Annotated in this window: 23 protein-coding genes and 1 pseudogene; 7 read left to right on the forward strand and 17 right to left on the reverse strand. The window is 74.4% G+C overall.

The features are described 5' to 3' along the window. Window positions 1–139 precede the first annotated feature (139 nt). Together QOZ88_RS15070 and QOZ88_RS15075 are read right to left on the reverse strand one after the other, a co-directional pair. Window positions 140–1,039 carry a DMT family transporter gene (locus tag QOZ88_RS15070; protein WP_306000561.1) on the reverse strand — a complete coding sequence of 300 codons (900 nt, stop codon included), beginning with the start codon at window positions 1,037–1,039 and terminating at the stop codon, window positions 140–142. A gap of 75 nt (window positions 1,040–1,114) precedes the next feature. Beyond that, entirely contained in the window at window positions 1,115–2,473 is a 1,359-nt protein-coding gene (locus QOZ88_RS15075; protein WP_306000562.1) for a hypothetical protein, read from the reverse strand. Between the two features lie 106 nt (window positions 2,474–2,579). Here QOZ88_RS15075 and QOZ88_RS15080 point away from each other — a divergent pair, with 106 nt between their 5' ends. Beyond that, window positions 2,580–3,233 carry a glycosyltransferase family 2 protein gene (locus QOZ88_RS15080; RefSeq protein ID WP_306000563.1) on the forward strand — a complete coding sequence of 218 codons (654 nt, stop codon included), beginning with the start codon at window positions 2,580–2,582 and terminating at the stop codon, window positions 3,231–3,233. Continuing rightward, window positions 3,230–3,904 (forward strand): TIGR04282 family arsenosugar biosynthesis glycosyltransferase, encoded by a 675-nt coding sequence (locus QOZ88_RS15085; RefSeq protein ID WP_306000564.1) that lies wholly within the window; start codon window positions 3,230–3,232, stop codon window positions 3,902–3,904. The genes QOZ88_RS15080 and QOZ88_RS15085 overlap by 4 nt, the downstream gene beginning before the upstream one ends. Here the strand turns inward: QOZ88_RS15085 and QOZ88_RS15090 are convergent, their stop codons facing one another. The 4 genes from QOZ88_RS15090 to dapE are packed head-to-tail and all read right to left on the reverse strand — an operon-like array spanning window position 3,905 to window position 6,668. Further along, entirely contained in the window at window positions 3,905–4,366 is a 462-nt protein-coding gene (locus QOZ88_RS15090; RefSeq protein ID WP_306000565.1) for an SRPBCC family protein, read from the reverse strand. Continuing rightward, window positions 4,359–4,727, reverse strand: coding sequence for a DivIVA domain-containing protein (locus QOZ88_RS15095; protein ID WP_306000566.1), 369 nt, complete (start codon window positions 4,725–4,727; stop codon window positions 4,359–4,361). The genes QOZ88_RS15090 and QOZ88_RS15095 overlap by 8 nt, the downstream gene beginning before the upstream one ends. A 1-nt stretch (window position 4,728) precedes the next feature. Then, window positions 4,729–5,559, reverse strand: a complete 831-nt coding sequence (locus QOZ88_RS15100) for an LOG family protein (RefSeq protein WP_306000567.1) — start codon at window positions 5,557–5,559, stop codon at window positions 4,729–4,731. After that, window positions 5,556–6,668 (reverse strand): succinyl-diaminopimelate desuccinylase, encoded by a 1,113-nt coding sequence (dapE, locus tag QOZ88_RS15105; protein WP_306000568.1) that lies wholly within the window; start codon window positions 6,666–6,668, stop codon window positions 5,556–5,558. Before dapE ends, QOZ88_RS15100 begins: the two co-directional genes overlap by 4 nt. Window positions 6,669–6,807: 139 nt before the next feature. Here dapE and dapD point away from each other — a divergent pair, with 139 nt between their 5' ends. Next, window positions 6,808–7,788: a 2,3,4,5-tetrahydropyridine-2,6-dicarboxylate N-succinyltransferase gene (gene dapD / locus QOZ88_RS15110; protein ID WP_306000569.1), complete on the forward strand. Its 981-nt coding sequence runs from the start codon at window positions 6,808–6,810 to the stop codon at window positions 7,786–7,788. Between the two features lie 57 nt (window positions 7,789–7,845). On the opposite strand, the gene QOZ88_RS15115 is transcribed toward dapD, so the two are convergent. Beyond that, window positions 7,846–8,976, reverse strand: coding sequence for an alpha/beta hydrolase (locus tag QOZ88_RS15115; protein ID WP_306000570.1), 1,131 nt, complete (start codon window positions 8,974–8,976; stop codon window positions 7,846–7,848). Window positions 8,977–9,107: 131 nt separating this feature from the next. On the opposite strand from QOZ88_RS15115, the gene QOZ88_RS15120 reads away from it, so the two are divergent. After that, on the forward strand, window positions 9,108–9,776 hold the full coding sequence (locus QOZ88_RS15120) for a hypothetical protein (RefSeq protein WP_306000571.1): 669 nt from the start codon (window positions 9,108–9,110) through the stop codon (window positions 9,774–9,776). 170 nt (window positions 9,777–9,946) lie between these two features. Here the strand turns inward: QOZ88_RS15120 and dapC are convergent, their stop codons facing one another. Further along, window positions 9,947–11,068, reverse strand: a complete 1,122-nt coding sequence (gene dapC / locus QOZ88_RS15125; protein WP_306000614.1) for a succinyldiaminopimelate transaminase — start codon at window positions 11,066–11,068, stop codon at window positions 9,947–9,949. Next, window positions 11,065–11,391, reverse strand: coding sequence for a ferredoxin (gene fdxA, locus QOZ88_RS15130; protein ID WP_163611556.1), 327 nt, complete (start codon window positions 11,389–11,391; stop codon window positions 11,065–11,067). Before fdxA ends, dapC begins: the two co-directional genes overlap by 4 nt. A gap of 230 nt (window positions 11,392–11,621) precedes the next feature. Between fdxA and QOZ88_RS15135 the strand changes: the two genes are divergently transcribed. Together QOZ88_RS15135 and QOZ88_RS23265 are read left to right on the forward strand one after the other, a co-directional pair. Further along, on the forward strand, window positions 11,622–14,468 hold the full coding sequence (locus tag QOZ88_RS15135; protein ID WP_306000572.1) for an EAL domain-containing protein: 2,847 nt from the start codon (window positions 11,622–11,624) through the stop codon (window positions 14,466–14,468). Between the two features lie 36 nt (window positions 14,469–14,504). Then, a pseudogene (locus tag QOZ88_RS23265) lies at window positions 14,505–15,161 on the forward strand (GNAT family N-acetyltransferase); the annotation flags it as partial. Window positions 15,162–15,226: 65 nt separating this feature from the next. Here the strand turns inward: QOZ88_RS23265 and QOZ88_RS15150 are convergent. The 7 genes from QOZ88_RS15150 to QOZ88_RS15180 form a co-directional block, all read right to left on the reverse strand. Next, a complete protein-coding gene (locus tag QOZ88_RS15150) occupies window positions 15,227–15,652 on the reverse strand; it encodes a hypothetical protein (RefSeq protein WP_306000574.1) in 426 nt (141 codons plus the stop codon). Beyond that, window positions 15,649–16,542, reverse strand: a complete 894-nt coding sequence (gene mshB, locus QOZ88_RS15155) for an N-acetyl-1-D-myo-inositol-2-amino-2-deoxy-alpha-D-glucopyranoside deacetylase (RefSeq protein ID WP_306000575.1) — start codon at window positions 16,540–16,542, stop codon at window positions 15,649–15,651. Before mshB ends, QOZ88_RS15150 begins: the two co-directional genes overlap by 4 nt. A 170-nt stretch (window positions 16,543–16,712) precedes the next feature. Continuing rightward, window positions 16,713–17,765 carry an ABC transporter ATP-binding protein gene (locus QOZ88_RS15160; RefSeq protein ID WP_306000576.1) on the reverse strand — a complete coding sequence of 351 codons (1,053 nt, stop codon included), beginning with the start codon at window positions 17,763–17,765 and terminating at the stop codon, window positions 16,713–16,715. After that, window positions 17,758–18,813, reverse strand: coding sequence for an ABC transporter ATP-binding protein (locus tag QOZ88_RS15165; protein WP_306000577.1), 1,056 nt, complete (start codon window positions 18,811–18,813; stop codon window positions 17,758–17,760). Before QOZ88_RS15165 ends, QOZ88_RS15160 begins: the two co-directional genes overlap by 8 nt. Continuing rightward, entirely contained in the window at window positions 18,810–19,751 is a 942-nt protein-coding gene (locus QOZ88_RS15170; RefSeq protein ID WP_306000578.1) for an ABC transporter permease, read from the reverse strand. Before QOZ88_RS15170 ends, QOZ88_RS15165 begins: the two co-directional genes overlap by 4 nt. Continuing rightward, window positions 19,744–20,667 (reverse strand): ABC transporter permease, encoded by a 924-nt coding sequence (locus QOZ88_RS15175; protein WP_306000579.1) that lies wholly within the window; start codon window positions 20,665–20,667, stop codon window positions 19,744–19,746. Before QOZ88_RS15175 ends, QOZ88_RS15170 begins: the two co-directional genes overlap by 8 nt. Before the next feature lie 148 nt (window positions 20,668–20,815). Then, the gene (locus QOZ88_RS15180; RefSeq protein WP_306000580.1) at window positions 20,816–22,471 is read right to left on the reverse strand and encodes a peptide ABC transporter substrate-binding protein; all 1,656 of its coding nucleotides are present in this window, start codon (window positions 22,469–22,471) and stop codon (window positions 20,816–20,818) included. Window positions 22,472–22,831: 360 nt separating this feature from the next. Between QOZ88_RS15180 and QOZ88_RS15185 the strand changes: the two genes are divergently transcribed. Continuing rightward, window positions 22,832–23,005 carry a CsbD family protein gene (locus tag QOZ88_RS15185; protein WP_306000581.1) on the forward strand — a complete coding sequence of 58 codons (174 nt, stop codon included), beginning with the start codon at window positions 22,832–22,834 and terminating at the stop codon, window positions 23,003–23,005. Window positions 23,006–23,119: 114 nt separating this feature from the next. On the opposite strand, the gene QOZ88_RS15190 is transcribed toward QOZ88_RS15185, so the two are convergent. Then, window positions 23,120–23,878 (reverse strand): (deoxy)nucleoside triphosphate pyrophosphohydrolase, encoded by a 759-nt coding sequence (locus QOZ88_RS15190; protein WP_306000582.1) that lies wholly within the window; start codon window positions 23,876–23,878, stop codon window positions 23,120–23,122. Window positions 23,879–23,887: the final 9 nt, after the last annotated feature.

Below are 23,887 nucleotides of genomic sequence, written 5' to 3' on the forward strand. Positions count from 1 at the left end.
GCTCCGTCCTCGAGTCGGGTGGGCGCGGGCATCCCCCGTGACGGTGCTCAGCGGGACGACCCGGACGTGCGCTCTCGAACCTAAGCGGTGCGACCCGACCCCGCCTGGCGGACGGGCTCGGCGCTCGACCGGGCCGCTCTCAGGCGGCTGCGTCGATGGCCGGCACCGGCATCGCCCCGCGCGGCCGGCTGCGCCAGGTCGCCAGCAGGCACCCGAGCAGGATGACCGGCAGCCCGATCGCCAGCCCCAGGGTGAACGGCTCGTCGAGCAGTGCGACACCCAGCAGCACGGCGACGGCGGGGTTGAGGAACGTGATGACCAGCGCCCGCTGCGGGCCGACCTCGCGGATCAGCGCGAAGAACAGCGCCAGCGCCAGCGCGGTGCACACCAGGCCCAGGACGACGACCGACAGCACCGCCGTACCGCTCGCGTCGTCCAGCCGGTCGAGCCGTGGTAAGGCGAACGGCGCGTAGACGACGGCGGTGACGAACAGCGCGATCGAGCTCGCCGCGACACCCGAGACGTCGGGCAACCGGTGGCTGATCACGAGCGGCGCAGTCGCGTAGCCGACCACGGTGAGCGCCACCGCGGCCAGCGGGAGCAGCTGGGCGCCTTCGATGTCCAACCCCAGCAGCGCGACGATGCCGGCCAGCCCGAGCAGCATGCCGGCGACCCGCACCCGGGTGAGGCGGTCCTCGTCTCCGGTGAGCCGAGCGGCCAGAGCGGCGACGAACGGCACCGCGGCCACCAGCAGCCCGGTGAGCGAGCTGGACAACGACTGCTCGGCGTAGGCCAGCAGCAGCCACGGCCCCGTCATCTCGAGCACGGTGAAGGCCAGCAGCGGCCGCCAGCGGCGCAGCGCCGGGCGCAGCTGCCCGGTCGCGACGGTCCACGGCAGCAGCAGGGCGGCCCCCACCGCGCAACGACCGAAGACGACCACCACCGGTGCCAGGTCCGCCACCGCCACCTTGATCAGCAGGTACGGGAGGCCCCAGATGAGCGACATGGCCAGGAAGAGGGTCCATCCGCGCCGGCTCACCGCGACGCTCCACCAGCGGCGGCGGTCACGCCGACATCCTGCCGCGCCGCCTGCGGCGGTCGCGCGGGCGCCCCGTCACCACTCGGTGCGCACGGTGACCTCGACGACGAGTGCGACCACGACCGCGGCGGCCAGCCAGCCGCGACGCTGCCGCGCGGGCAGGAACGCGGTGGCCACGGCCAGCCAGACGGTGAACGGCAGCCAGATGCGCTCCGTCTCGCCCCGGACCAGGCCGGTGAGGTCGCTGACCAGCATCCCGGCGACCACCGCCGCCGGGAGCAGCGCCAGGGCGCGCCGTCGCAGGGCGCCCAGGCCCGCCACGGCCGCCGGGCCGGCCGCGATCGCCGCGGCGGCGAGGTTCGCGACCAGGAAGAACGCCAGCGGCCGGTCGGCGTACGACGGCCCCGAACGGACCCGGTCGGCGGTGACCGACAGACCGTCGAACCAGTTGTAACCGCCGGCGGCGAACGCGGCGAAGACGACCAGCACGCCGACCGCGCCCAGCACCAGCACCCGCGCCACGCCGGCCCCGCCGATCGCCCGCCACTGCACGACCACGACCGCCAGCGCCAGCAGCCCCAGCGACGTCAGCCCGAACGACAGGAACAGCGCCAGCCCGAGCAGCAGCCCGCCGCCCACCGCCCACGGTGCCCGACGTCGCTCCCTGGCCGCGGCGACCGCGAGCGCCGCCACCCCCCAGGCGGCGACCCCGGCGAAGATCGCATCGGCGCTGGTGGCGATCCACAGCGAGGTCGGCGCGAGGACGGCGAACGGTGCCACGGTGCGTGCGGTGGGCTCGTCGGCGACCGCGCGCACGGCCACCAGCACCGCCGGCACCGCGAGGGCGCCGACCGCGATGCACAGCGCCGCCGCCCAACCCAGCCCACCCAGGCCGGTGCGGTCCAGCTGCACGAACGCCAGCAGGGCCGCGGGCGGGTGGCCCGAGACGTGCGTCGTCCAGGGATCGGCGGAGGCAGCCGGGACGTGGTCGTTGAACGTCGCGAGGAACGGACCGAGCGCACCGACCCGGTCGACGTCGTAGGGGTACTCGTAGCGGCTCGCCAGCGGCTCGGTCAGCCGGTGCCAGCCACCGCTGACCGCCAAAGCCACCGCCCACAGCGCAGCGGCCCCGGCCGAACCTGGCAGCAACGCCCCCCAGGGTGCCCACCGGGCCAGCGCCGGCCCCCACAGGACCCCGGCGAGGCCGACCACGACGGGGAACGCCACCGCCGGGTCCAGGTGCACGTCGTACCGCCCACGCAGCACGGTGCCGCCGAGCAGGTGCAGGTCGACCCCGCCGACGGCCAGCCAGCCGCCCATCGCCGCGGTGACCGCGATGGCGACGGCGGCGACCAGCACGGCGACGACGGGCGCCCGGTCGCGCTCGTCCGGGGGATCCGCCGCGGACTCGACATCGGCGGCGGACCTGGTCATCGACGGCAGACTAGCCAGCCGGTCGCGCCCTCGCCGCCGGGCCGCACCGGCGGGGGCGCCGAGCGGACGAGGGGCGGTGATCGCCGTCGGCCGTTACCGTCCGTACGTGCCGCACGTCGTCCTGCCCTGTCTCGACGAGGCCGCGGCATTGCCCTGGGTCCTTTCCCGGCTGCCCGAGGGCTACCGGGCGATCGTGGCCGACAACGGCTCGACCGACGGCTCGCCGGCGATCGCGGCCGGGCACGGCGCGACGGTGGTGCACGTGCCACAGCGAGGCTTCGGCGCCGCTGCGCACGCCGGCCTCGAGGCGGCCACCGACGACGTCGTCTGCTTCTGCGACGCCGACGGTTCCATGGATCCCGCGGACCTGCCCAGGGTCGCCGGCCCGGTGCTGGCCGGGGACGCCGACCTGGTGCTGGGACGCCGACGCCCCACCGACCGCGGCGCCTGGCCCCTGCACGCCCGGGCGGCCAATCTCGCGCTGGGCGTGATGCTGCGCCGCCGCACCGGGCTGGCGTTGCACGACCTCGGCCCGATGCGCGCCGCCCGGCGCACCGCCCTGCTCGGCCTCGGGATCACCGACCGACGGTTCGGCTACCCGCTGGAGATGGTGACGCGAGCTGCCGACGCCGGGTGGCGGGTGCGCGAGGTCGACGTCCCGTATGCGCCACGCGCCGAGGGGACGCGGTCGAAGGTCACCGGGACCGTGCTGGGCACGGTCCGGACGATCCGCGACATGCGGGAGGTGCTCGCCAGATGAGCGACGCGCAACTGCTGGTCATCACCAAGGCCCCGGTGCCCGGCCGGAGCAAGACCCGGCTCACGCCACCGTGCACCCCGGAGCAGGCGGCCGCGATCGCCGCGGCCGCGGTCGGCGACACCCTCGACGCGGTACGCGCCACCACCGTCGCCCGCCGGGTGGTCGCTCTCGACGGCGCCCCGGGCGACCTGGACCTCGCCGGCTGCACCGTCGTCCCGCAGGTCGAGGGCGACCTCGGCCGGCGGCTGGCCGCCGCCTTCGACGCCGCCATGACCGGGGCGGACGCCGCCCGTCCGACCCTGCTGATCGGCATGGACACCCCGCAGGTGACCGCCGACCTGCTGGCCGGCTGCCTCGACCGGCTCGTCGCGGCCGACCCGGGGTCGGCCGTCCTCGGAGTCGCCCCGGACGGCGGCTGGTGGGCGCTGGGCCTGCGCTCGCCCGCACCGGCCGCCGTGCTGGCCGAGGTGCCCATGTCGCGGGAGGACACTGCCGAGCGGACGCGAGCGGCCCTCGAGCACGTCGGCCTGGAGGTGCTCGACCTGCCGGTGCTCACCGACATCGACCACTTCCCCGACGCGATCGCGGTGGCCCGGCAATGCCATCCCGGAACCCGCACCCACCGCGTGGTCGCGGAGGTCGCCGCCGCGATCGCCGGCCGACCCGACTGATCAGCCCGCCCGCTGTCCCCGCGCGAAATCGGCGAAGCGTCGCAGCGACCAGCGGATCCCCAGCAGGGCGAACGGCCGGACCAGCACCCAGCCGACCCGGCCGAGGACCCCGTACGGCAGGTCGAGCCGCTCGGTCCACACGAAGGTGCTCTGCTCGCCGCGCGGCTCGATCTCGAAGATGCCGGGCCCGCGCACCAGCCGCCCGGTGTGCTGCACCTCGACCCGGCGCGGCGGGTCCCAGGCCGTGATGACCATCGTGTCGAGGATCCCGAGCCGGGCCCGGCCCGGTAGGGGCAGCCCGGTGCGGGCGGCCAGCCGGCCGCCGACCCCCTGCGCCGGCCCGCCCACCGTCTCGACGTCTGTCGCGAGCATCCACTCGCCCTGCCGCGTCCAGTCGGTGAGCGCCGCCCACACCCGCTCGGGCGGCGCCGCCACCTCCACCCGCTCCACCAGCTCAGGCATCCTGCATCCCCTCCCGGTCCGCCGGCCCGGCGCCGGGGTCGGTCGGCGCCTCCGGCCGGCTGCGTGCGGCCAGCTCGGCGCGGAGCGCCGCGATCTCCGCGTCCCGCTCGTCCAGCGTCTGCGCCAGCTGGTCGAGCAGCCAGTCGACCTCGACCATCCGGTAACCGCGGGCGGTCACCGCGATCCGCAGCCCCCGGACGTCGTCGGCCACCACGGGCCGGTCCTCGGGCAGCTCGACCGGTGACCGGTCCGGGTCGGCCGGCGGCTGCGTCTCCCCGCGCCCCAGCAGCAGCGAGGCCACGAGGAACAGCGCGCCGCCGACCAGCAGGACGGCGACCACGAACAGGACGAAGGAGAGCACGTCAGGCGTCCGAGGGGCCGGTCACCGCGGCCCGCATCCCCCCGCCGTTGTCGCCCGCCGCCCGCGCCTTCTCCGCCTCCTGGACGACCGCCACGATCTCGTCGACGTCGTCGGTGCAGTGCAGCAGGTCCACGTCGCCGGGGCCGATCGCCCCGTGCTCGGCCATGGTGCCGCGCACCCAGTCGATCAGACCGCGCCAGTAGTCGGTGCCGTAGAGGATCACCGGGAAGCGGGTGACCTTGCGCGTCTGCACGAGGGTGAGCGCTTCGAACAGCTCGTCCAGCGTGCCGAAGCCGCCCGGGAGGATCACGAAGGCCTGCGCGTACTTGACGAACATCGTCTTGCGCACGAAGAAGTAGCGGAACGAGATGCCGACGTCGACCCACTCGTTGAGCTCCTGCTCGAACGGCAGCTCGATGCCCAGCCCGACCGACAGGCCGCCGGCCTCGGACGCCCCCCGGTTGGCCGCCTCCATGGCCCCCGGCCCGCCGCCGGTGATCACGGCGTACCCGGCGCGGGAGAGCGCGGCCCCGATCTCCACGCCCGCGGCGTAGTGCGGGTGGTCCCGCGGGGTGCGGGCGCTGCCGAACACGCTGACCGCGCGGGGCAGCTCGGCGAGCAGGCCGAAGCCCTCGACGAACTCGCTCTGGATGCGCAGGACGCGCCACGGGTCCGTGTGGACCCAGTCGGTGGGGCCCCGCCGGTCCAGCAGCCGCTGGTCGGTCGTGCTGCCCTGGGCCTGCGGGTCCGGCTCCCCGCCGCGCAGCATGATCGGCCCGCGGTGGCGGGTCGGGCGCGGGCGCCGGCCCTCCGGCGGTGGCGTGGCGGTCATGCGGTCCTCCCGGAGAGGTAGGCGGTGAGGGCGTCGACGGCGGGCTGCAGCCGGTCCACCCGGACGTGCTCCTCGCGGGTGTGGGCCAGCTGCGGGTCGCCCGGGCCGTAGTTGATCGCGGGGATGCCGAAGGCGGCGAACCGGGCGACGTCGGTCCAGCCCAGCTTGGCCCGGGCCGGGCGGCCCACGGCCGCGATGAAGGCGGCGGCGGCCGGCTCGGACAGCCCGGGCAGCGCTCCCCCGGAGTTGTCGACGACGGTGAGCATCGCGCCGGCCGCGATCGCGTCGGCGAACACCTCGCGGACGTGCGCCGCGGCGGCGTCCTCGTCGCGGTCGGGCGCGTAGCGGAAGTTGACGGTGAGGGAGGCCTCGTCGGGGATGACGTTGCCCGCAACCCCACCGGCGATGCCGACCGCGTTGAGCCCTTCGCGGTAGGTGCAGCCGTCGATCTCCACCTCCCGCGGCCGGTAGGACGCCAGCGCGGCGAGGGCCCCGGTCAGCCCGTGGATGGCGTTCTCCCCGAGCCAGCTGCGGGCGCTGTGCGCGCGGCGGCCCGTCGTCGCCAGCACCGCGCGCAGGGTGCCCTGGCAGCCGGCCTCGATCTCGCCGTCGGTCGGCTCCAGCAGGATCGCGAGGTCGCCGTACAGCCAGCCGCGCCGCTCCCGGGCCACCCGGCCGAGGCCGTTCTTCACGGCCTCGACCTCCTCGTTGTCGTAGAAGACGAAGGTGAGGTCGTGCGCCGGCGCCGCGCCGGGGACGCCGAAGGTGGCCGCCAGCCGCAGCATCACCGCGTCGCCGGCCTTCATGTCGCTGGTGCCGCAGCCGTAGAGGCGACCGGTCGCCTCGTCGAGCCGGCTCGGCACGTTGTCGGCGATCGGCACGGTGTCCAGGTGCCCCGCAAGGACCACCCGGGTGGGCAGGTCGAGGTTGGTGCGGGCGAGCACGGCGTCCCCGACGCGCTCGACCTCCAGCCCGCCCAGCGCCCGCAGCGCCGCCTCCACCGCGTCGGCCAGCGCCGTCTCGCCGCCCGAGACCGAGGGCGCGTCGACCAGGGCGCGGGTCAGCGCGAGGACGTCGGTGGACAGGTCGAGCTGCGGCGGGGTGCTCACGACTGCCGAGCTTAGTAAGAGGATCTGGCTGCCCCCCGGAACTCGCTGACGCTCGCCCCGGGCCCCTGCAGCCAGGCCGTTCCAGCACCTCACCGACCGGCCCGCCCCGCCGCGGATCGGCCTCGGTAGCGTTCCGGGCGTGACTGACGCAGCGCCCGCCCCCGTCTCCGCCGTCGCCGCCGGTCTGGCGACCGTCACCGCCTCGGGCACCGTGCTGGACACCTGGTACCCCGAGCCCCGGCTGGGCGCGCCCGCCGGTGCGGCCACGAGGACCACCCGCCTCGGCGCGCTGGAGCTCTCCGGCGAGCTCGGCCCCGACTACGGCGGCCTGGTGCGCCGCGACGAGGCCCGCGGGATCGAGGTCATCGCCGTCCGCACGGTCATCGCCGACCTCGCCCAGCCGCCGGTGGACACCCACGACGTCTGGCTGCGGCTGCACCTGCTCTCGCACCGGCTCATCCAGCCGCACGGGGCGGACATGACCGGCGTGTTCGGCCTGCTCACGAACGTCGCCTGGACCAGCGCCGGCCCGGTGGATGCGGCGACGTTCAACGCCCACCGGCTGCGGGCCGCCGTGGGCCACGTGACCGTCTTCGGCGTCGACAAGTTCCCGCGGATGGTGGACTACGTCATCCCCTCCGGCGTGCGCATCGCCGACGCCGACCGCGTGCGGCTGGGTGCCCACCTGGCCGAGGGGACGACGGTCATGCACGAGGGCTTCGTCAACTTCAACGCCGGCACGCTGGGCCCCTCCATGGTCGAGGGCCGGATCAGCGCAGGCGTGGTCGTCGGCGCCGACAGCGACATCGGCGGTGGCGCCTCGATCATGGGGACCCTCTCCGGCGGCGGCACCCAGGTGATCTCGATCGGCAGCGGCTGCCTGCTGGGCGCCAACGCCGGCATCGGCATCTCCCTCGGCGACGGCTGCGTCGTCGAGGCCGGCTGCTACGTCACCGCGGGCTCGCGCGTCACGCTGCCCGACGGCTCCTCGGTCAAGGCCAAGGAGCTCTCCGGCCGCGCCGGTCTGCTCTTCCGCCGCAACAGCGTCAGCGGCGCCCTCGAGGCGCTGCCCCGCGACGGCGACTGGGGCGCGCTCAACGCCGAACTCCACGCCAACTGACCCAGGCATAGGAAGCTTTACCTGCGCCTTCCCGACCCGAGACGCAGGTAAAGCTTCCTATGCCTCACCTCGGGTGAGGTCGGCAGTGGCGTCCGCGGCGGCATCGAGGTGCTCCAGCAGGGCCACCACGAACTCCTGCGGCCGCTCCACGTGCGGCGAGTGCCCGACCCCGGGCAGGACGACCTCGCGGTAGCTGCCCCCGGCCGCGGCGTACCGCTCCAGCACGGCGCGGGTCTGGGCGACCATCGGTTGCGGCGGGCAGACCCCCTCCCCCGGCCAGCCCGGCACCGCACCCAGCTGCCCGAGGTGGGCGAGGTCGAACACCGAGGTGTCCGACACGATCGCGTCGGCGTCCCCGCGGATCCACAGCACCGGGGTCTTGCCGGCCAGCCCGTCGAGACCCGACACGTCCATGACCGTCGGCGCCATCGTGTTCAGCACCCCGCGGTTCCCCGGCGCGACCCCCGGCCACGTCGGGCTGGCCGCGGAGTCGCCCGGGTAGTGGTCGGCGCCGGTGCGGGTGGAGAGCATCGAGGCGACGAAGACGTCCTCCATCGCGGGGTCCAGCGGCAGCGACCCCGGCGCCACGTAGAACGCCCGCAGGATCGACCGCGGGCTGGTCGGGCTGCCGTCGCCCGTGTCGCCGGCCGCGAGCGCGGCGACGAACTCGGGGTTGGCCGCACCGCCACCGGAGCCCGCGCCGTCCTCGGCGAGGCGGCGCCCCTCCGACCCGGCCGTGCCGCCGAAGCCGTACGGCGAGACGGGGGCCACCAGCGCCACCGAGGCGACCCGCGCGGGCGCGTCGAGCAGGTGCTGCAGGACGACGCCCGCGCCCATGCTCCAGCCGACCAGGTGAACCCGTTCGACGCCGAGGGTCTCCACCAGCGCCGCGACGTCGTCGGCCCAGTCGCGCACGCCGCGGCGCGCGTCCACGGGCAGCGGATCGGTGTCGCCGTAGCCGCGCAGGTCCACCGCGATCGGCCGCAGGTGCGCCTCCTCCACCAGGGCCAGCAGCGGCTGCTGCCAGAAGAGCGCGGAGCTGACGTTGCCGTGCACGAAGAGCACGACCTCGCCGCCGGCGGAGTCGAGCTCCCCCGGCTCCACGGTAGACGGGTGGACGACGTTCTGGGTCAGTCGCGGGGTGGTCACCCGCGTGGCGGTGATCCCGGGCAGCAGGGTGTCGGCCATGGCTCCTCCTCGACGGCGCGCACACGCTATCGGCGCGAGCCCCCGAAGGGTGGCCGTTCCGCCGTCACCCGGCGAGGCAGCGCGGCCGCGTGCAGGGAACCGTCAGGTCCGGCACCTACAGTCGGCAGGCGATGAGCAGCGTCCGACCCGCGACCCACGGTGCCGCGGCACGGCCGCGCACCGCGGCCCGCCGACGGCCGGGCGGACGTGGCCCACGCCGGTCGAGCGGCCGCCGCTCGCGCGGGAGGACCCGCCGCCCGTCGGGCGCCACCGGGGTGCTGCGGTGGTGGCCGGCCCTGCTGGTCGGCGCCATCCTCGTCGTCGCCGCCTGGCGGACCGACGTCACCGTGGACATCCCCACCTCGGGCAGCTGCACCCTGCCCGGCTCGTCGGTGACCCTCTCCGCCGAGCAGGTGCAGAACGCCGCCACCATCGCGGAGGTGGGCCGCGCTCGCGGGCTGCCGGAGCGAGCCGTCGTCATCGCGCTGGCGACGGCGATGCAGGAGTCGACGCTGCGCAACCTCGACCACGGCGACCGGGACTCCCTCGGCCTGTTCCAGCAGAGGCCCTCGCAGGGTTGGGGCACACCGGAGCAGGTGCAGGACCCGGCCTACGCAGCCGGCCAGTTCTACGACCGCCTGGTGCGGGTCCCGGCCTGGGAGACCGGGGAGCTGACGCTCGTCGCAGACGCCGTCCAGCGCAGCGCCTTCCCGCTCGCCTACGGCAAGTGGTCGGCCTTCGCCGAGGAGCTCGCCGACGCGCTGCGCCCTGGTGCGCATGCCGAGCCGCCGTGCACGTGATCCGGGCCTCGACGCGGCGGTGAGCGATCGCGGGTGCCCGACGCCCGGCCGTCCCGGCCACGACGACGGAGGTCCCGCCCCGGGCACCGGCCTCGTCCACGGGTCGCCGCCCCCGTGCTGCAGCAGGAGACGGCGTCCGTGCGGTGCGGTCGGCGGCCCGGCGTCGCCCGTCAGCCGGTCAGGCGCTCCACCGCGGCGTCGATCCGCTCGTCGGCCGCGGTGAGCGCCATCCGGACGTGCCGGGCGCCGGCCGGGCCGTAGAAGCTGCCCGGAGCGGCGACGATGCCCAGGGCAGCCAGCCGCTCGATGGTCGCCCAGCAGTCCTCGTCGCGCGTGGCCCAGAGGTAGAGGCCCGCCTCCGAGTGGTCGATGCGCATCCCGGCCGCGCGCACCGCGGCGGCCAGCCGATCGCGCCGCCGGCGGTACCGCTCGCGCTGGGCGTCGACGTGGGAGTCGTCGTCCAGCGCGGCCGCTATGGCGGCCTGCACCGGCGAAGGCACCAGCAGGCCGAGGTGGCGGCGCACCTCCCAGATCCGGCGCACCAGCGCCGGATCGCCGGAGAGCAGGCCGCTCCGGTAGCCGGCCGCCGTCGACTGCTTGGACAGCGAGTGCACCGCCAGCAGCCCGGTGTGGTCCCCACCGGCGACGTCGGGGTGCAGGATCGAGCGGGGCTCCACGTCCCAGCCCAGCGTGATGTAGCACTCGTCGGCCACGACGGGCACGGAGTGCGCCCGCCCCCAGGAGACCCACGCGCGCAGCTGGTCGACCGTCAGCACCCGGCCGTGGGGGTTGCCCGGGGAGTTCAGCCAGACCAGCGAGACGCCGGCCGCGTCCGCCGGCGGGGTGTCGCTCCGGCGCACCGCGAGGCCGGCCAGCACCGCGCCGACCTCGTAGGTCGGGTAGGCGACCTCCGGGACGACCACGGTGCTCGCACCGCCCTGCAGCCCCAGCAGGGTGGGCAGGAGGGCGACGAGCTCCTTGGAGCCGACCGTCGGGATCAGCGAGGGCTCCGCGCCCAGCGGGTCGGCCACGTGCACGCCCAGCCGCCGCGCCAGCCAGCCCGCGGCAGCCGTGCGCAGCGGCACGGTGCCGAGCGCCGTCGGGTAGCCCGGGGCGTCGGCCGCCCCGGCGAGCGCCTCGCGCAGCACCGCGGGTGTGCTGTCGACCGGCGTGCCGATCGACAGGTCGACCACGCCGCCCGGGTGCCGGGCGGCCCGCGCCCGTGCACCCGCCAGGGAATCCCAGGGGAAGTCCGGCAGCGCCCGCGGCGCGCCGGGGACCGGAGCGGTCAGTGACCTTCGCCCTGGGGCGGGAGCGCGGCCACCAGCGGGTGGTCCTTGTCGATCTTCCCGGTCTTCGCGGCGCCGCCCGGGCTGCCCAGGTCGGAGAAGAACTCCACGTTGGCGTTGTAGAAGTCCTTCCACTTGTCCGGGACGTCGTCCTCGTAGTAGATGGCCTCCACCGGGCACACCGGCTCGCACGCGCCGCAGTCGACGCACTCGTCGGGGTGGATGTAGAGCATCCGGTCGCCCTCGTAGATGCAGTCCACCGGACACTCGTCGATGCACGCCTTGTCGAGAACGTCGACGCAGGCCTGGGTGATGACGTAGGTCACGGGGTTTCCCTCCCGGGGACGCTCGGGCGGCGCGCCGGCCGGGGCCGGTCGTGCCAGATGCGCACCTAGTATCACCTCCGGCGCCGGTTCCCGTGCCACGGGCCACCCGACGGGTCCCCCGCCCGGGGCACCGCGGCGGGCCGCGCACCGGCTGCCCCCGGTGTCCCCCCAAGGGGGGTGGGCCCCCGCCCGCCGCTCAAGCACCGGGCCCGGACGCCGATCTCGACCTCGTGCCCGGGACGACGCAGGACGAGGCAGCGCCGCGGTTCGAGCCGCCGGCGTCGCCCTTCGACGCCCACGCCACCCTGCTGCACCTGCTCGCCCGGCTGCGCGCGTCCTCCGGTGCGACCCGGGTGTCGGTGTGGGTGCACGAAGCCACCACCGAGCTCGTCGTCCCGTTCCGCCAGTCCACCGCCGCCACCCGCGACCCGCTGCCCCTGCACCCGGCCCTGCGGACCCCCGCGAACCTGTGCGACTCCCCCTTCCTGTCCGCCGTCGTCACCGGTCGCCAGGCCGTCGTCGCCCACGCCGACGGCCGCCGCGCCGAGGACCGCCAGCTCGCCGAGGTCGGCATCCGCTCGGGCCACGGCGAACCGCTGCTGCTCGACGGGCAGGTCGTCGGCGTCCTGACCGTCGAGCCCGCCGCCGCCGCGGCCCCCCACCTGCTGCGCCAGGTCACACCCCGGATCGCCGCCGCGCTGGCCGAGGCCTGGACCCGCCGCACCCAGCAGCGCCGGCTGGACCAGGCCGGCGTCCTGCTCACGCTGATCGAGTCCGCCGCGCAGGCCCAGTCGATGGACCACCTGCTCGGCTCGGCCTGCCGCCAGCTCGCCGAGCTCGGCGGAGTCGAGCGCGCCTGCGTCTTCCTCCTCGAGGACGGCCGCCTCGTGCCCCGCATGGCGGCCTACGCCGACGGGCGGCGCGACCTCGCCACCTGGCAGCAGTTCCGCGCCGCACCCGTGGCCCTGGAGCTGGCCGAGACGGTGCTGCGCACCGGCAACCCGCTCACCGCCGACCGCGACTCCGACCTGGTCTCGGGGTGGTGGGTCGACTCCTTCCAGATCGCCTCCGCGCTCGCCGTCCCCCTCGGCCGCAGCCCCGAGCTGGCCGGGGTCCTCACCCTGGACAGCACCCAGGTGCGGCCGTTCTCCGAGGACGTCCGCCGGCTGGCCGCCGCCGCCGGTGCCCACCTGGGAGGCGTCATCGAGCAGGCCCGCACCAGCCAGGCCCGCGCGGCCTCGCTCGCGACCGCCCGGGTCGTCCGGCAGCTGCTCGTCGACGGCTCGGCCGTCACCGGGGCGGCGGCCGCCGCCGAGGTGGTGGCCCGCGCCGTCCAGCGGCTGGCCGGCACCGACCGCAGCGCCGCCTACCTGGTCGACGGCGACGACCGCATCCGCGAGGTCCGGCACGTCGACTGGCCGGAGGAGCACAAGCAGGTCGTGCAGGACCGGCTGGTCGGCCGGCCGGCGTCCGGCGTGCCCCTGTGGCGGCTCGCGACGGAGGAGTGTGCCCCCGTCTTCGTCGAGGACGCGACCAGCACCGACCTGCTCGACCCGGACCTCGTGCGGACCCTCGGGGTGAGCTCCTGGATCAGCGTGCCGCTGATGTCCGGCGACCGGCTCCTGGGCCTGGTCGTCACCGGATCGGTCGGCAGCAGCCGCACCTGGAGCCCCTCGGTGCGCGACGCCGTCCGGCAGGTCACCCTCGAGGGCGCGCTGGTCGTGGAGAACGCCGAGCTGCGCGCCACCGAGCAGGAGCGCCTGGCCCAGCTGGCCACCGAGGCCCACCACGACCCGCTCACCGGCCTGCCCAACCGCCGCAAGTTCATCGAGACCGTCGAGACGACCGTCCACGGCGACCGCGCCCGGCGGTGCGCCCTGCTCATGGTGGACCTCGACCGGTTCAAGGAGATCAACGACAGCTTCGGGCACAGCGTCGGCGACGACCTGCTGTGCCTGGTCGGCCCCCGCCTGGAGCGGACGCTGCGCCCCGGCGACCTGCTGGCCCGCATGGGCGGTGACGAGTTCGCCGTCCTGCTGCCCGACGCCGACGCCGACCGGGCCCGCGAGGTGGCCGACGGGCTGGGCGCCGCGCTGCGTGACGCCTTCGTCCTGGCCGGCATGTCGCTGCACGTGGACGCCAGCATCGGCATCGCCCTCTGCCCCGACCACGGCCGTGACCGCTCGCTGCTCCTCGCCCGGGCGGACTCCGCGATGTACGCGGCGAAGCGCGGGCGCCGGGGCTACGAGGTGTGGGCCCCCGACGGCACCCCGGCCACCCGCGACCGGCTGCAGACGCTGGAGCAGCTGCGATCGGCCCTCGACGGCGAGGAGCTCGTCAACCACTACCAGCCCCAGCTGGACCTGCGCACCGGGTCCGTCGCCGGGGTGGAGGCACTGGTCCGCTGGGACCACCCCGACCGCGGCCTGCTCTACCCCGACGTCTTCCTGCCCCTGGCCGAGCAGGCCGGCCTCATGCGCCGGCTGGCGCTGCGGGTGCTCGAGCGCTCGCTGCGGGACCTGCACACCTGGCGCACGCAGGGCCACGACCTGTCGGTCGCGGTGAACCTCTCGGTGTCCAACCTGCAGGACGTCGCCCTGCCCGAGCAGGTGGAGATGCTGCTCGACACCTGCTCGGTGCCGGCGAGCTCACTGGTCCTGGAGATCACCGAGGACGTCCTGATGGCCGACGCCGCCCGCAGCCAGCAGGTGATGGCCGGGTTGCGCCGGCTGGGCGTGCGGCTGTCGGTGGACGACTACGGCACGGGGTACTCGTCGCTCTCCTACCTGCGGGCGCTGCCGGTGGACGAGCTCAAGCTCGACCGCAGCTTCGTCACCCACCTGACGTCCGACCCGCGGGCGGCGGCGATCGTGCGCAGCACCCTGCAGCTGAGCCGCGACCTCGGGATGAGCATGGTCGTCGAGGGCGTCGAGGACGCCGACGCGCTGGGCGCGCTGTGCGAGTGGGGCTGCGACGTCGCGCAGGGGTACCACATCTCCCGGCCCATGCCGGCCGAGCGGGTGCTGGGCTGGCTCAACGCCCGCCCCCTGCCCGCCGCGGCACCACGGCGGGACTGAGCAGGGGCGCCTCCACCCCCGGCGGTGCCGGACGCCATGATCGGCGCCGTGACCGCCGCCGCCACCACCCGGGTCGCCGAGCTGGAACGTCTGGCCGCCCGCACCTGGCGGGGGCTGGAGAAGGAGCCCTACGGCGACTGGCTGCTCCGCGCCGGCGGCGGGTTCACCGGCCGGGCCAACTCCGTGCTCGTGACCGGGGATCCGCCGGAGGGCCTGCGCGCCGCCGTCGCCGCGGTCACCGCCTGGTACGCCGACCGGGGGCTGCGCGCCTGCGCCGCCGTCCCGACCCCCGGGGGCGAGGCCGCCGACGCCGCCTTCGCCGCCGCCGGCTGGACCCGCGACGAGGACACGCTGGTGCTCGTCGGGCCGGCCGGCCCCTGGCCCGGCGCCGACGACCCGGTGCTGCTCGACGACGCCCCCGACGAGGTGTGGCTGGCCGGCTACCGGCACCGCGGCGCGGCCCTCCCGGCCATCGCGGCGGCCGTCCTGCGCCACGCCGAGCGGCCGCTGTTCGCCTCCGTGCGGCCCGACCCCGCGGCGGACCGGCCGGCCGCGGTCGCCCGAGGCGTGGTCAGCGGCGGCTGCCTCGTGGTCAGCGCCGTGACCGTCGACGAGCCCTACCGGCGGCGCGGCCTGGCGACGGCGGTGATGGCGGCGCTGGCCACCGAGGCGCGCACCCGCGGGGCGACGTCCTGCCTCCTGCAGGTGACCGCGTCGAACACCCCGGCGCTGGCCCTCTACGCCCGGCTGGGGAACACCTACGCACCACCGCTACCACTACCGGTGGGCCCCGCCGAGCTGATCCGGCGGGCGGGTGTGCCCAGCGCGAGCCCCAGCGCGAGGGCGCCGGCGAGCACGCCCAGCAGCAGGAACGCGGTGCTCACCAGGCCGAGCGCACCGCCGGAGACCAGCAGCAGGTCCCCCTCGGGCCGCCGCGCCACGGCCGCGACCACCACCACCAGCCACGTGACGGCGGGGAGGGCGGCGACCACCTTGGACCCGCTCAGCCGCAGCGCCGCGCCGACCAGCAGCAGGTTGCCCGCCACCGCGGCCACCACCGAGACCGGCACCAGGACGCCGCCGACGCGCAGCGGCAGCCAGAGGACCTCGACGACGGCCAGCCACGCCGCGACCACGACGGCGACGACGCCCAGGGCCACCGTGCCCGGCCCCCGGCCGCTCACCCCTCGAGACCGGCGAAGAGGTCGTCCTCCCGGCCGTCGGGACCGGTGGCCGGGCCGCGCTGCCCCGCGACCAGCCGGTAGTACTCGACGCCGAGCACCTCCTGGCCGAGGTTGTTCGACAGCGCGAAGAAGGGGCCGTCGACGGTGATCTGGGTGGGGTGGGCGCGCATGGCGGCGTCCTTGCGGCGGGCGTACGCCCGGGCGTCCACGGCGCAGGCGACGACCTCGTCGGGCACCACGAACGGGATGTCGTCGAGATCGCCCAGCCCCTCGAAGGGCGAGGCCTCGCCGAGGGCGGCCATGGCCTCGATGCCCTCGCGCAGCACCGAGCGGGGCATGGCGTTCCAGTACACCTTCACCACCTCCCACGCCGCGCCGAGGTCGGGGCGGTAGCCCGGGTCCGCGGCGGCCTCGACCGCCCGCATCGCCACGCGATGCGCCTGGATGTGGTCCGGGTGGCCGTACCCGCCGAACTCGTCGTAGGTGACGACGACCTGCGGGCGCACCTCGCGCACCACGGCGACGGCGTGCGCCACCGCCTCGTCGAGGTCGGCGTTCCAGAAGGCCCGCGGGTGCTCGTTGGCCGGCGTCCCCATCATCCCCGAGTCGCGGTACCGCCCGGGTCCGCCGAGGAAGCGGACGTCCTCGACCCCGAGGGCGGCCATCGCCTCGCGCAGCTCCCAGATCCGGTAGCCGCCGAGCTGGTCGGCCTGGTCGGCGGCGAGCTGGGCCAGCTCGGGCACCAGGATCTCGCCCTCCTCCCCCAGCGTGCAGGTGAGCAGGGTGACCCCGACGCCCTCGGCGACGTACCGGGCCATCGTGGCCCCGTTGTTGATCGTCTCGTCGTCGGGGTGCGCGTGGACGAGCAGCAGGCGTCGGTCAGCGGTCACGATCGGCCATTCTCCCCGAGGCGGTCCGCGGCGCGCGCAGGCCCGGGCCGCACCCGCGTCCACCCCCACCGGAGCGCGTCCTCCCCCACCGCGGACCGCGAGGGAGGACGCGCCGGGATCAGGTCACCTGATCCCAGCGGGGTCCGCGTGACCGACGCCGGCGCGGGGGCTCAGCCCTCCGTGGGGACGACGGCGCGCGCCTCGGCGAAGTGGCACGCCGACGGGTGGCCCTGCCCGCGGTCGACCAGGGCCGGCGGCTCGGTGGCGCAGATGTCCTGGGCCTTCCAGCAGCGGGTGCGGAAGCGACACCCCGACGGCGGGTTGGCCGGGCTCGGGACGTCACCCTGCAGCAGGATCCGCTCCTTGAGCCCGCGCAGGTGCGGCTCGTGCACCGGCACGGACGAGAGCAGGGCCTGCGTGTACGGGTGGGCGGGAGAGCCGTAGACCTGCGCGTCGGTGCCCTCCTCCACGATGCTGCCCAGGTACATCACCGCGACGCGGTCGGAGATGTGGCGCACCACCGACAGGTCGTGGGCGATGAACAGGTAGGAGAGCCCGAAGTCGTTCTGCAGGTCCTCGAGCAGGTTGACGACCTGCGCCTGGACGGAGACGTCCAGGGCGCTCACCGGCTCGTCGCAGACGATGACCTCCGGCTGCAGGGCGAGGGCCCGGGCGATGCCGATGCGCTGCCGCTGCCCGCCCGAGAACTGGTGCGGGTACCGGTTGACGAAGTCGGGGTTGAGGCCCACCCGCTCCATCAGCTCCTGCGTGCGCTGCAGCCGCCCCTTCTTCGGCGCGATGTCGGCGTGCACCGACCAGCCCTCGGCCACGATGTCGCCGACGGTCATGCGCGGGTTCAGCGAGGCGTACGGGTCCTGGAAGATGATCTGCACCTCGCGCCGGTACTGCTTGAGCGCGCGGCCGCTCATCTTCGTGACGTCCTCGCCCTTGTAGAGGATCTGCCCGCTGGTCGGCTTCTCGAGGGCCACCAGCATCTTGGTGACCGTCGACTTGCCGCACCCGGACTCGCCGACCAGACCGACGGTCTCACCCCGGCGCAGCGTCAGGTTGACGCCGTCGACCGCGCGGACGTGGCCGACCGTGCGCCTGAGGACGATGCCCTGGGTCAGGGGGAAGTGCTTCTTGAGGTCCTTGACCTCGAGCAGCACCTCGCCCGGCGTGTGCACCGGGCGGTCGGCTGCTGCGTCGACGGCGTCAGACACCGAGGACCTCCTCGCTGTAGTGGCAGGCCGCCTCGCGCCCCGGGACGACCAGCCGCAGCGGCGGGACGTCGGCGACGCAGTCGCGGCCGGTGGCGGCCTCCGCGCCGGTCCGGCGCCGGGGGCAGCGCGGGTTGAAGGGGCAGCCCGACGGGATGGCGGCGAGGTTGGGCGGCTGCCCCCCAATGGGCTGGAGCCGGCCGCCCTTGACCTCCACCTGCGGGATGGAGCGCATCAGCCCGTCGGTGTAGGGGTGCGCGGGGTTGCCGAACACCTCGTCGACCGTCCCGCGCTCGACGATGCGGCCGGCGTACATGACGGCCACGTTGTCGGCCACCTCGTTGACCACACCGAGGTCGTGGGTGATGAGGATGAGCCCCATCCCGGTGTCCCGCTGGAGGTCCTTGAGCAGGTCCATCACCTGGGCCTGCACGGTGACGTCGAGCGCGGTCGTCGGCTCGTCGGCGATGAGGATGCGCGGGTCCAGCGCGAGCGCCATGGCGATCATGACCCGCTGGCGCATGCCGCCGGAGAACTGGTGCGGGTAGTCGTCCACCCGCTGCTTGGCGGCCGGGATGCGGACCCGGTCCATGAGCTCGACGGCCTTCTGCTTGGCCTCCTTGCGCGACGTGCCCCGGTGCGCCCGGAACATCTCGCCGATCTGGAAGCCGACGCTGTACACCGGGTTCAGCGAGGACAGCGCGTCCTGGAAGATCATCGCGATACCCGGGCCGCGGACCTTGCGCTGCTCCTCCTCCGGCAGCGTGAGCAGGTCACGCCCCTCGAAGACGATGCGTCCGCTCGTGATCTCGGCCGGCGGCGAGTCGAGGATGCCCATGATCGCCTGTGCGGAGACGGACTTGCCCGAGCCGGACTCGCCCAGGATGGCGAGGGTCTCCCGCTCCGAGACGGTGTAGCTCACGCCGTTGACGGCGTTCACCAGCCCCGACTCGGTGCGGAACTGCACCCGCAGGTCGTCGACCTCGAGGACGGGCGCCCCGGCGCCGCGCGGGGCGGGGCCGGACGGGAGGGACGTGGACGCGGTGCTCATGAACGCTGCTTCGGGTCGAGGGCGTCGCGCAGGGCGTCACCCATGAGGACGAAGGCCATCACCGTCAGGGTGAGGATGAGGCTCGGGAAGAGGACGGCGTGCGGCGCGGTCCGCAGCAACGACTGCCCGGTGTCGATCTGGAGCCCCCAGGAGATCGCCGGCGGCTGCAGGCCCACCCCGAGGAAGGTCAGCGTCGCCTCCGCGGCGATGAGGATGCCGATGGTGATCGTGGCGTAGACCAGGACCGGCGCCACGGCGTTGGGCAGGATGTGCCGCACGAGGATGCGCGTGTCGGACGCACCCATGGCCCGGGCCGCGGCGACGTAGTCCGAGCTCTTGATCGCGATCACCTGCGATCGGACCAGCCGCATGGCGGTCATCCAGCCGAACAGGGCGAGCGCGATCGCGACCGCGACGACGCCGCGGCCGAGGATGCCGCTGCGCAGGACCACCAGCGCTCCCAGGATCAGCGGCAGCGCGTAGAAGATGTCGGCGATCCGGCTCAGGATGCTGTCGGTGATACCGCCGTAGAAGCCGGAGATGGCGCCCACCAGGACCCCGAGCACCAGGATCACGATCACGGCCAGCAGGCCGATGATCAGCGAGTTCCGGGCGCCGTAGACGACGTTGGCCAGGTAGTCGCAGCCCTGCTGGTCGAAGCCGAACCAGTGCTCCGCCGAGGGCCTGGCGTTGGAGTTGGACAGGCTGCACGACCGCGGGTCGACGCCGCGGGCGAAGACCGCCGGGAGCAGCGCCATCCCGACGAACAGCAGGCCCAGCACGGCGCCGATCCAGAACAGGACGTTGCGCCGGAGCTGGCGCCAGGCGTCGCTCCAGAGGCTGTTCTGGCGGGCCCCCGCCTCCTCGTCGTGCGTACCGGTCACGGCGCCGGCGCCGACCTCGTCGTGGCCGACGGCGGTCAGCTTCGGGTCACTCATAGCGGATCCTCGGGTCGAGGACGGCGTACAGCACGTCGACGACCAGGTTGAAGAAGATGAAGACGAAGACCAGGAGCGTCACGATGCCGACGACGACGGCGCCCTCCTGGGCCCGCACGGCGTCGAAGACCGCCCGGCCGATGCCCGGCAGGTTGAACACCGTCTCGGTGACGATCGCGCCGCCCATCAGCGTGCCGATGTCGGCGCCGATGAACGTGACGACCGGGATCAGGCTGTTGCGCAGCGTGTGCCGGACGATCACGTCCCGGCGGGGCAGGCCCTTGGCGCGCGCGGTCCGCACGTAGTCGGCCCGCATGTTCTCGGCGATGCTCGTCCGGGTCAGCCGGGCCACGTAGGCCAGCGACCCGGCGGCCAGCACCAGACCCGGCAGCAGGTAGCTGTACCACCCGTCGTTGACGCCGGCGATCGGGAACAGGCCCAGCTGGAGCCCGAAGGTGAACTGCGCGATGAAGGCGAGCACCAGGATCGGGATCGAGACGATCAGCGTGGTGCTCACCAGCACCACGTTGTCGAAGAAGCCGTTCTTGCGGATGCCGGCCATCACGCCGGCGACGATGCCGATGAGGATCTCGAAGGTGATGGCGACCAGCGCCAGCTTCACCGTGACCGGCATCCGCTGGGTGATCGTGTCCAGCACCTCACGGCCGCGGAAGTCGGTGCCGAAGTCACCCTGCAGCAGGTCCCCCACGTACTTGACGTACTGCAGCCACAGCGGGTCGTTGAGGTTGAACTCCTCGGTCAGCTGGGCCACCACGGCCGGCGCGAGCGGTCGGTCACCGCCCAGGGCCCGGATCGGGTCGCCCGGCAGCGCGTAGACCAGCGCGAAGATCAGGAAGGAGGCCCCGAGCATGACCGGGATCGTGAGTAGAAGGCGGCGCGCGATGTAGCGGCCCATGTCGCTCCTCGGTCAGGACACGCCGGCCCCTGTCGTGGGCGCGGACGCGTCGTCCATGATGCGGGACGAGCCCGAGCGGCCGACCGCCGGGGAGCCCTGCCCGGTCTGGGCGAGGGTCCCCGGCGGCGGCCTGCGGTGTGCGGTCGCGTCAGCTGACGGGAACCACGTTGGCGATGTCGATGTCACCGAAGACGTCGATCACGACGTCGCTGACGTTCTCCGAGTGAGCGGCCTGCTCCACGTCGAAGAACATCGGGATGCTCGGCATGTCCTCCAGCAGGATGTCCTCCGCCTGGTTGTAGAACTCGATCGCCTGCTCGTTGTTCTCGGCGCTGTTGCCCTGCTGGATCAGCGCGTCGAACTCCGGGTTCGAGTAGAACGTGGCGTTCGAACCGGCCGGCGGCAGCGCCGCCGTGGAGTACAGCGGCTCCAGGTAGTTCTGCGGGCTCGGGTAGTCCATCGCCCAGCCGAGGCGGAACGGACCGGTCACGCCCTGCTCGTCGAGCAGCGGCAGGTACTCGGCGAAGTCCAGCTCGCCCCGGAGGACGTAGTCGATGCCGAGGTTCTCGCGGAGCTGGTTGCCGACGGCCTGCACCCACGCGTCGTGGCCGGCGCCGGCGTTGAACCACAGCTCGACGGGCTGGCTGCGGTCGAAACCGGCCTCGTCCAGGAGCGCGTTCGCGGCGTCGACGTCCAGATCGCAGTACTCGCAGGCACCCTCGCGGTAACCGTCGACGACGGGCGCGACGAATGCGTCGGCGGGCTCGCGGCTACCGGCGAAGATGGCGTCCGAGATCGCCTGCCGGTCGATGCCCATGGACAGCGCCTGGCGCACGCGCGGGTCGGAGAACCGCTCGTCGTAGGTCGGGTACCCGAGGTAGGTGAACCCGGAGGACGGCGCCTCGAGGAAGCGGTCACCGAGCACGTCCTCGGCCGAGGCGATGGCGTCAGGCGGGAGGTCCGGCAGGACGTCGAGGTTGCCGGCCTGCAGGTCGTTGTAGCCGGTGTTCAGGTCGGCGTAGACCCGGAACTCCACGGTCTCGGCGTTCGCCGGGTCCTCGCCGGCGTAGTCCTCGTACCGGGTGACGGTGATGCCCTGGCCGGGGACGAACTCACCCTCGGCCTGGAACGGGCCGTTGCCGATCGGCTGGGCGCCGAAGCCCTCGGGGTCCTCGAAGAAGGCCTCGGGGAGCGGCCAGAAGGCGTTGTAGCCGACGGTCACCGGGAACTGGGCGAACGGCTCGGCGAGCTCCACCTCGAAGGTGTTCTCGTCGATGACGCGCAGCCCGCCGAGCTCCTCGGCGGCGGGGTCGCCCGTGACGTTGCCCTCTTCGTCGGTCGGCGCCTGCAGGTCGTCGTACCCGAGGATGTTCGAGAAGAAGTAGGACGCACCCTGGGCGTTCGGGCTGTAGGCGGTGTAGTTCCACGCGTCGACGAAGGACTGCGCGGTCACCGGGGTGCCGTCGTGGAAGGTCCAGCCGTCCTTCAGCTCGATGGTCCAGGTGGTGTTGTCCTCGGAGGTGATCGAGTCCGCGACACCGGTGTACTCCACGGCGCCGTCGGCGGCGTATTCGATCAGGCCGGTCCACAGGGAGGAGATGACCTGGTGGCCCTCGCTCTCGGTGGTGTTGCCCGGGACCAGGGCGTTCTCCGGCTCACCGACGTAGACGCTGAACGAGCCGCCACCCTCGGCGGCGGTGCCGCCCTCGCCGCCGTTGTCGTCGCTGCCACCACAGGCGGACAGCATCATCGCGGCGGCGACGCCTGCGGCGACGAGCCCACCTCTGCGCTTGCTCAACTTCACGTGCAATGCCTCCCTCGTCCCGCGTCTGCGGGGGGAACGGACAGGTCGACCAGGCCCCGCGGGCGAGTGGACGACTGATTGGTCTCGAGCCGGACGCAGCCGGACCACGGGGGACCGCAGACTGCGACGGGTGGACCCTAGGCACGCCTCGGAGGGGGTGTCCACGGACGTCACCGACTTGTGACCTGGGCTCACGATCCGCGTTGCAACCGTAACTTCCACGCCGCACGGGCCGTCCGGCGGGCCGTCCTCCAGCCCCCTCGTCGGCTGCGCCGGAGGCTTTCCGGCAGCCGTGTCGCCGGGTCACGGACGGGGTACCGGTGCCCCCAGGCAGCCGACGACGACCGGAGGGACCACGCGATGAGCGGCACGGAGAAGCTGACGAACAAGATCGAGGAGATGTCCGGCAAGGGGAAGCAGGCGGTGGGTGACGCCACCGACGACCGCGATCTCCAGGCCGAGGGCAGGAAGGAAGAGTCCAAGGGCAACCTCAAGCAGGCCGGCGAGAAGGTCAAGGACGCCTTCAAGAAGTAGCGCCCGCTGCTCGCAGGCTCGCGACGGGACCGTTCCACGACGTCGGCACGGGCGCCGCTCCCGACCGGGGAGCGGCGCCCGTCGCGTTTCCGCGCCCTCTGCGGGGACGTGACGTCAGCGCGCGGCGAGGACGGCCCGGACGGCGGGCAGCAACGGGCGGTCGGCGGGGATCCAGTCGAGCGCGTCGAGGTCAGCGGCGCCCACCCACCGCAGCTCGGCGTGCTCCTGCGCCACCGGGCGGCCGTCGGTGATCCGCGCCCACCAGACCCGCATGGTCGAGGCCCCGGGGGCCCCGCCGGCGACGACCCCGTCCAGCGGCACCTCACCGAGGAAGGACTGCGGCGCGACGGCGACCCCGAGCTCCTCGGCGCACTCGCGGACCAGCGCGGCGAGATCGCTCTCCCCCGGGTCGACCTTGCCGCCGGGGAACTCCCAGCACCCGTCGTACGGCCCGCCCGTGCGCTGCGCCACCAGCACCCGGTCCCCCTCGACCAGCGCGGCACCCACGACCTGGACCACCTCGCGCGCCCGCAGCGCGGCCCCGGCGGCGAGGGCGTCCAGGTGCGCCCGCATCGCGCGGGCCACCCGCGGGCGCAGCACCACCCGGTCGACGACGGCGCCCACCGCACCGGGTAGCCCGCTCTCCCACTCGACCTGCTCGTCCACGCGCGTGCCGGCGCCGGTGGGGGTGAAGCGGCGCGAGTGCGCGACCCGGCCCCGTGCGCCGAACGGCGCGGTGAAGACGTCGTGCTCCGGACGCACGGAGACGACCTCCTCCAGCGGGAACGGCCACGGGCGGCCCAGCGCCCGGGCGACGTCGAACGCCACGGTCAACGGCGCCTCCACCAACGCGGTGAAACGCAGCCGGAACACCGGGGCACT

The sequence above is a fragment of the Blastococcus carthaginiensis genome (assembly GCF_030731085.1).
GTDB classification, from domain to species: Bacteria; Actinomycetota; Actinomycetes; order Mycobacteriales; family Geodermatophilaceae; genus Blastococcus; species Blastococcus carthaginiensis.

Excerpts from the sequence above, each read along its gene's own strand:
- QOZ88_RS15115 (WP_306000570.1), bottom strand. The coding sequence starts at position 8,976 with ATGGCCGACACCCTGCTGCCCGGGATCACCGCCACGCGGGTGACCACC.
- QOZ88_RS15170 (WP_306000578.1), bottom strand. The coding sequence starts at position 19,751 with ATGAGTGACCCGAAGCTGACCGCCGTCGGCCACGACGAGGTCGGCGCC.
- QOZ88_RS15185 (WP_306000581.1), top strand. The coding sequence starts at position 22,832 with ATGAGCGGCACGGAGAAGCTGACGAACAAGATCGAGGAGATGTCCGGC.
- QOZ88_RS15090 (WP_306000565.1), bottom strand. The coding sequence starts at position 4,366 with ATGCCTGAGCTGGTGGAGCGGGTGGAGGTGGCGGCGCCGCCCGAGCGG.
- QOZ88_RS15100 (WP_306000567.1), bottom strand. The coding sequence starts at position 5,559 with ATGACCGCCACGCCACCGCCGGAGGGCCGGCGCCCGCGCCCGACCCGC.
- QOZ88_RS15165 (WP_306000577.1), bottom strand. The coding sequence starts at position 18,813 with ATGAGCACCGCGTCCACGTCCCTCCCGTCCGGCCCCGCCCCGCGCGGC.
- QOZ88_RS15175 (WP_306000579.1), bottom strand. The coding sequence starts at position 20,667 with ATGGGCCGCTACATCGCGCGCCGCCTTCTACTCACGATCCCGGTCATG.
- QOZ88_RS15085 (WP_306000564.1), top strand. The coding sequence starts at position 3,230 with ATGAGCGACGCGCAACTGCTGGTCATCACCAAGGCCCCGGTGCCCGGC.
- QOZ88_RS15075 (WP_306000562.1), bottom strand. The coding sequence starts at position 2,473 with ATGACCAGGTCCGCCGCCGATGTCGAGTCCGCGGCGGATCCCCCGGAC.
- QOZ88_RS15120 (WP_306000571.1), top strand. The coding sequence starts at position 9,108 with ATGAGCAGCGTCCGACCCGCGACCCACGGTGCCGCGGCACGGCCGCGC.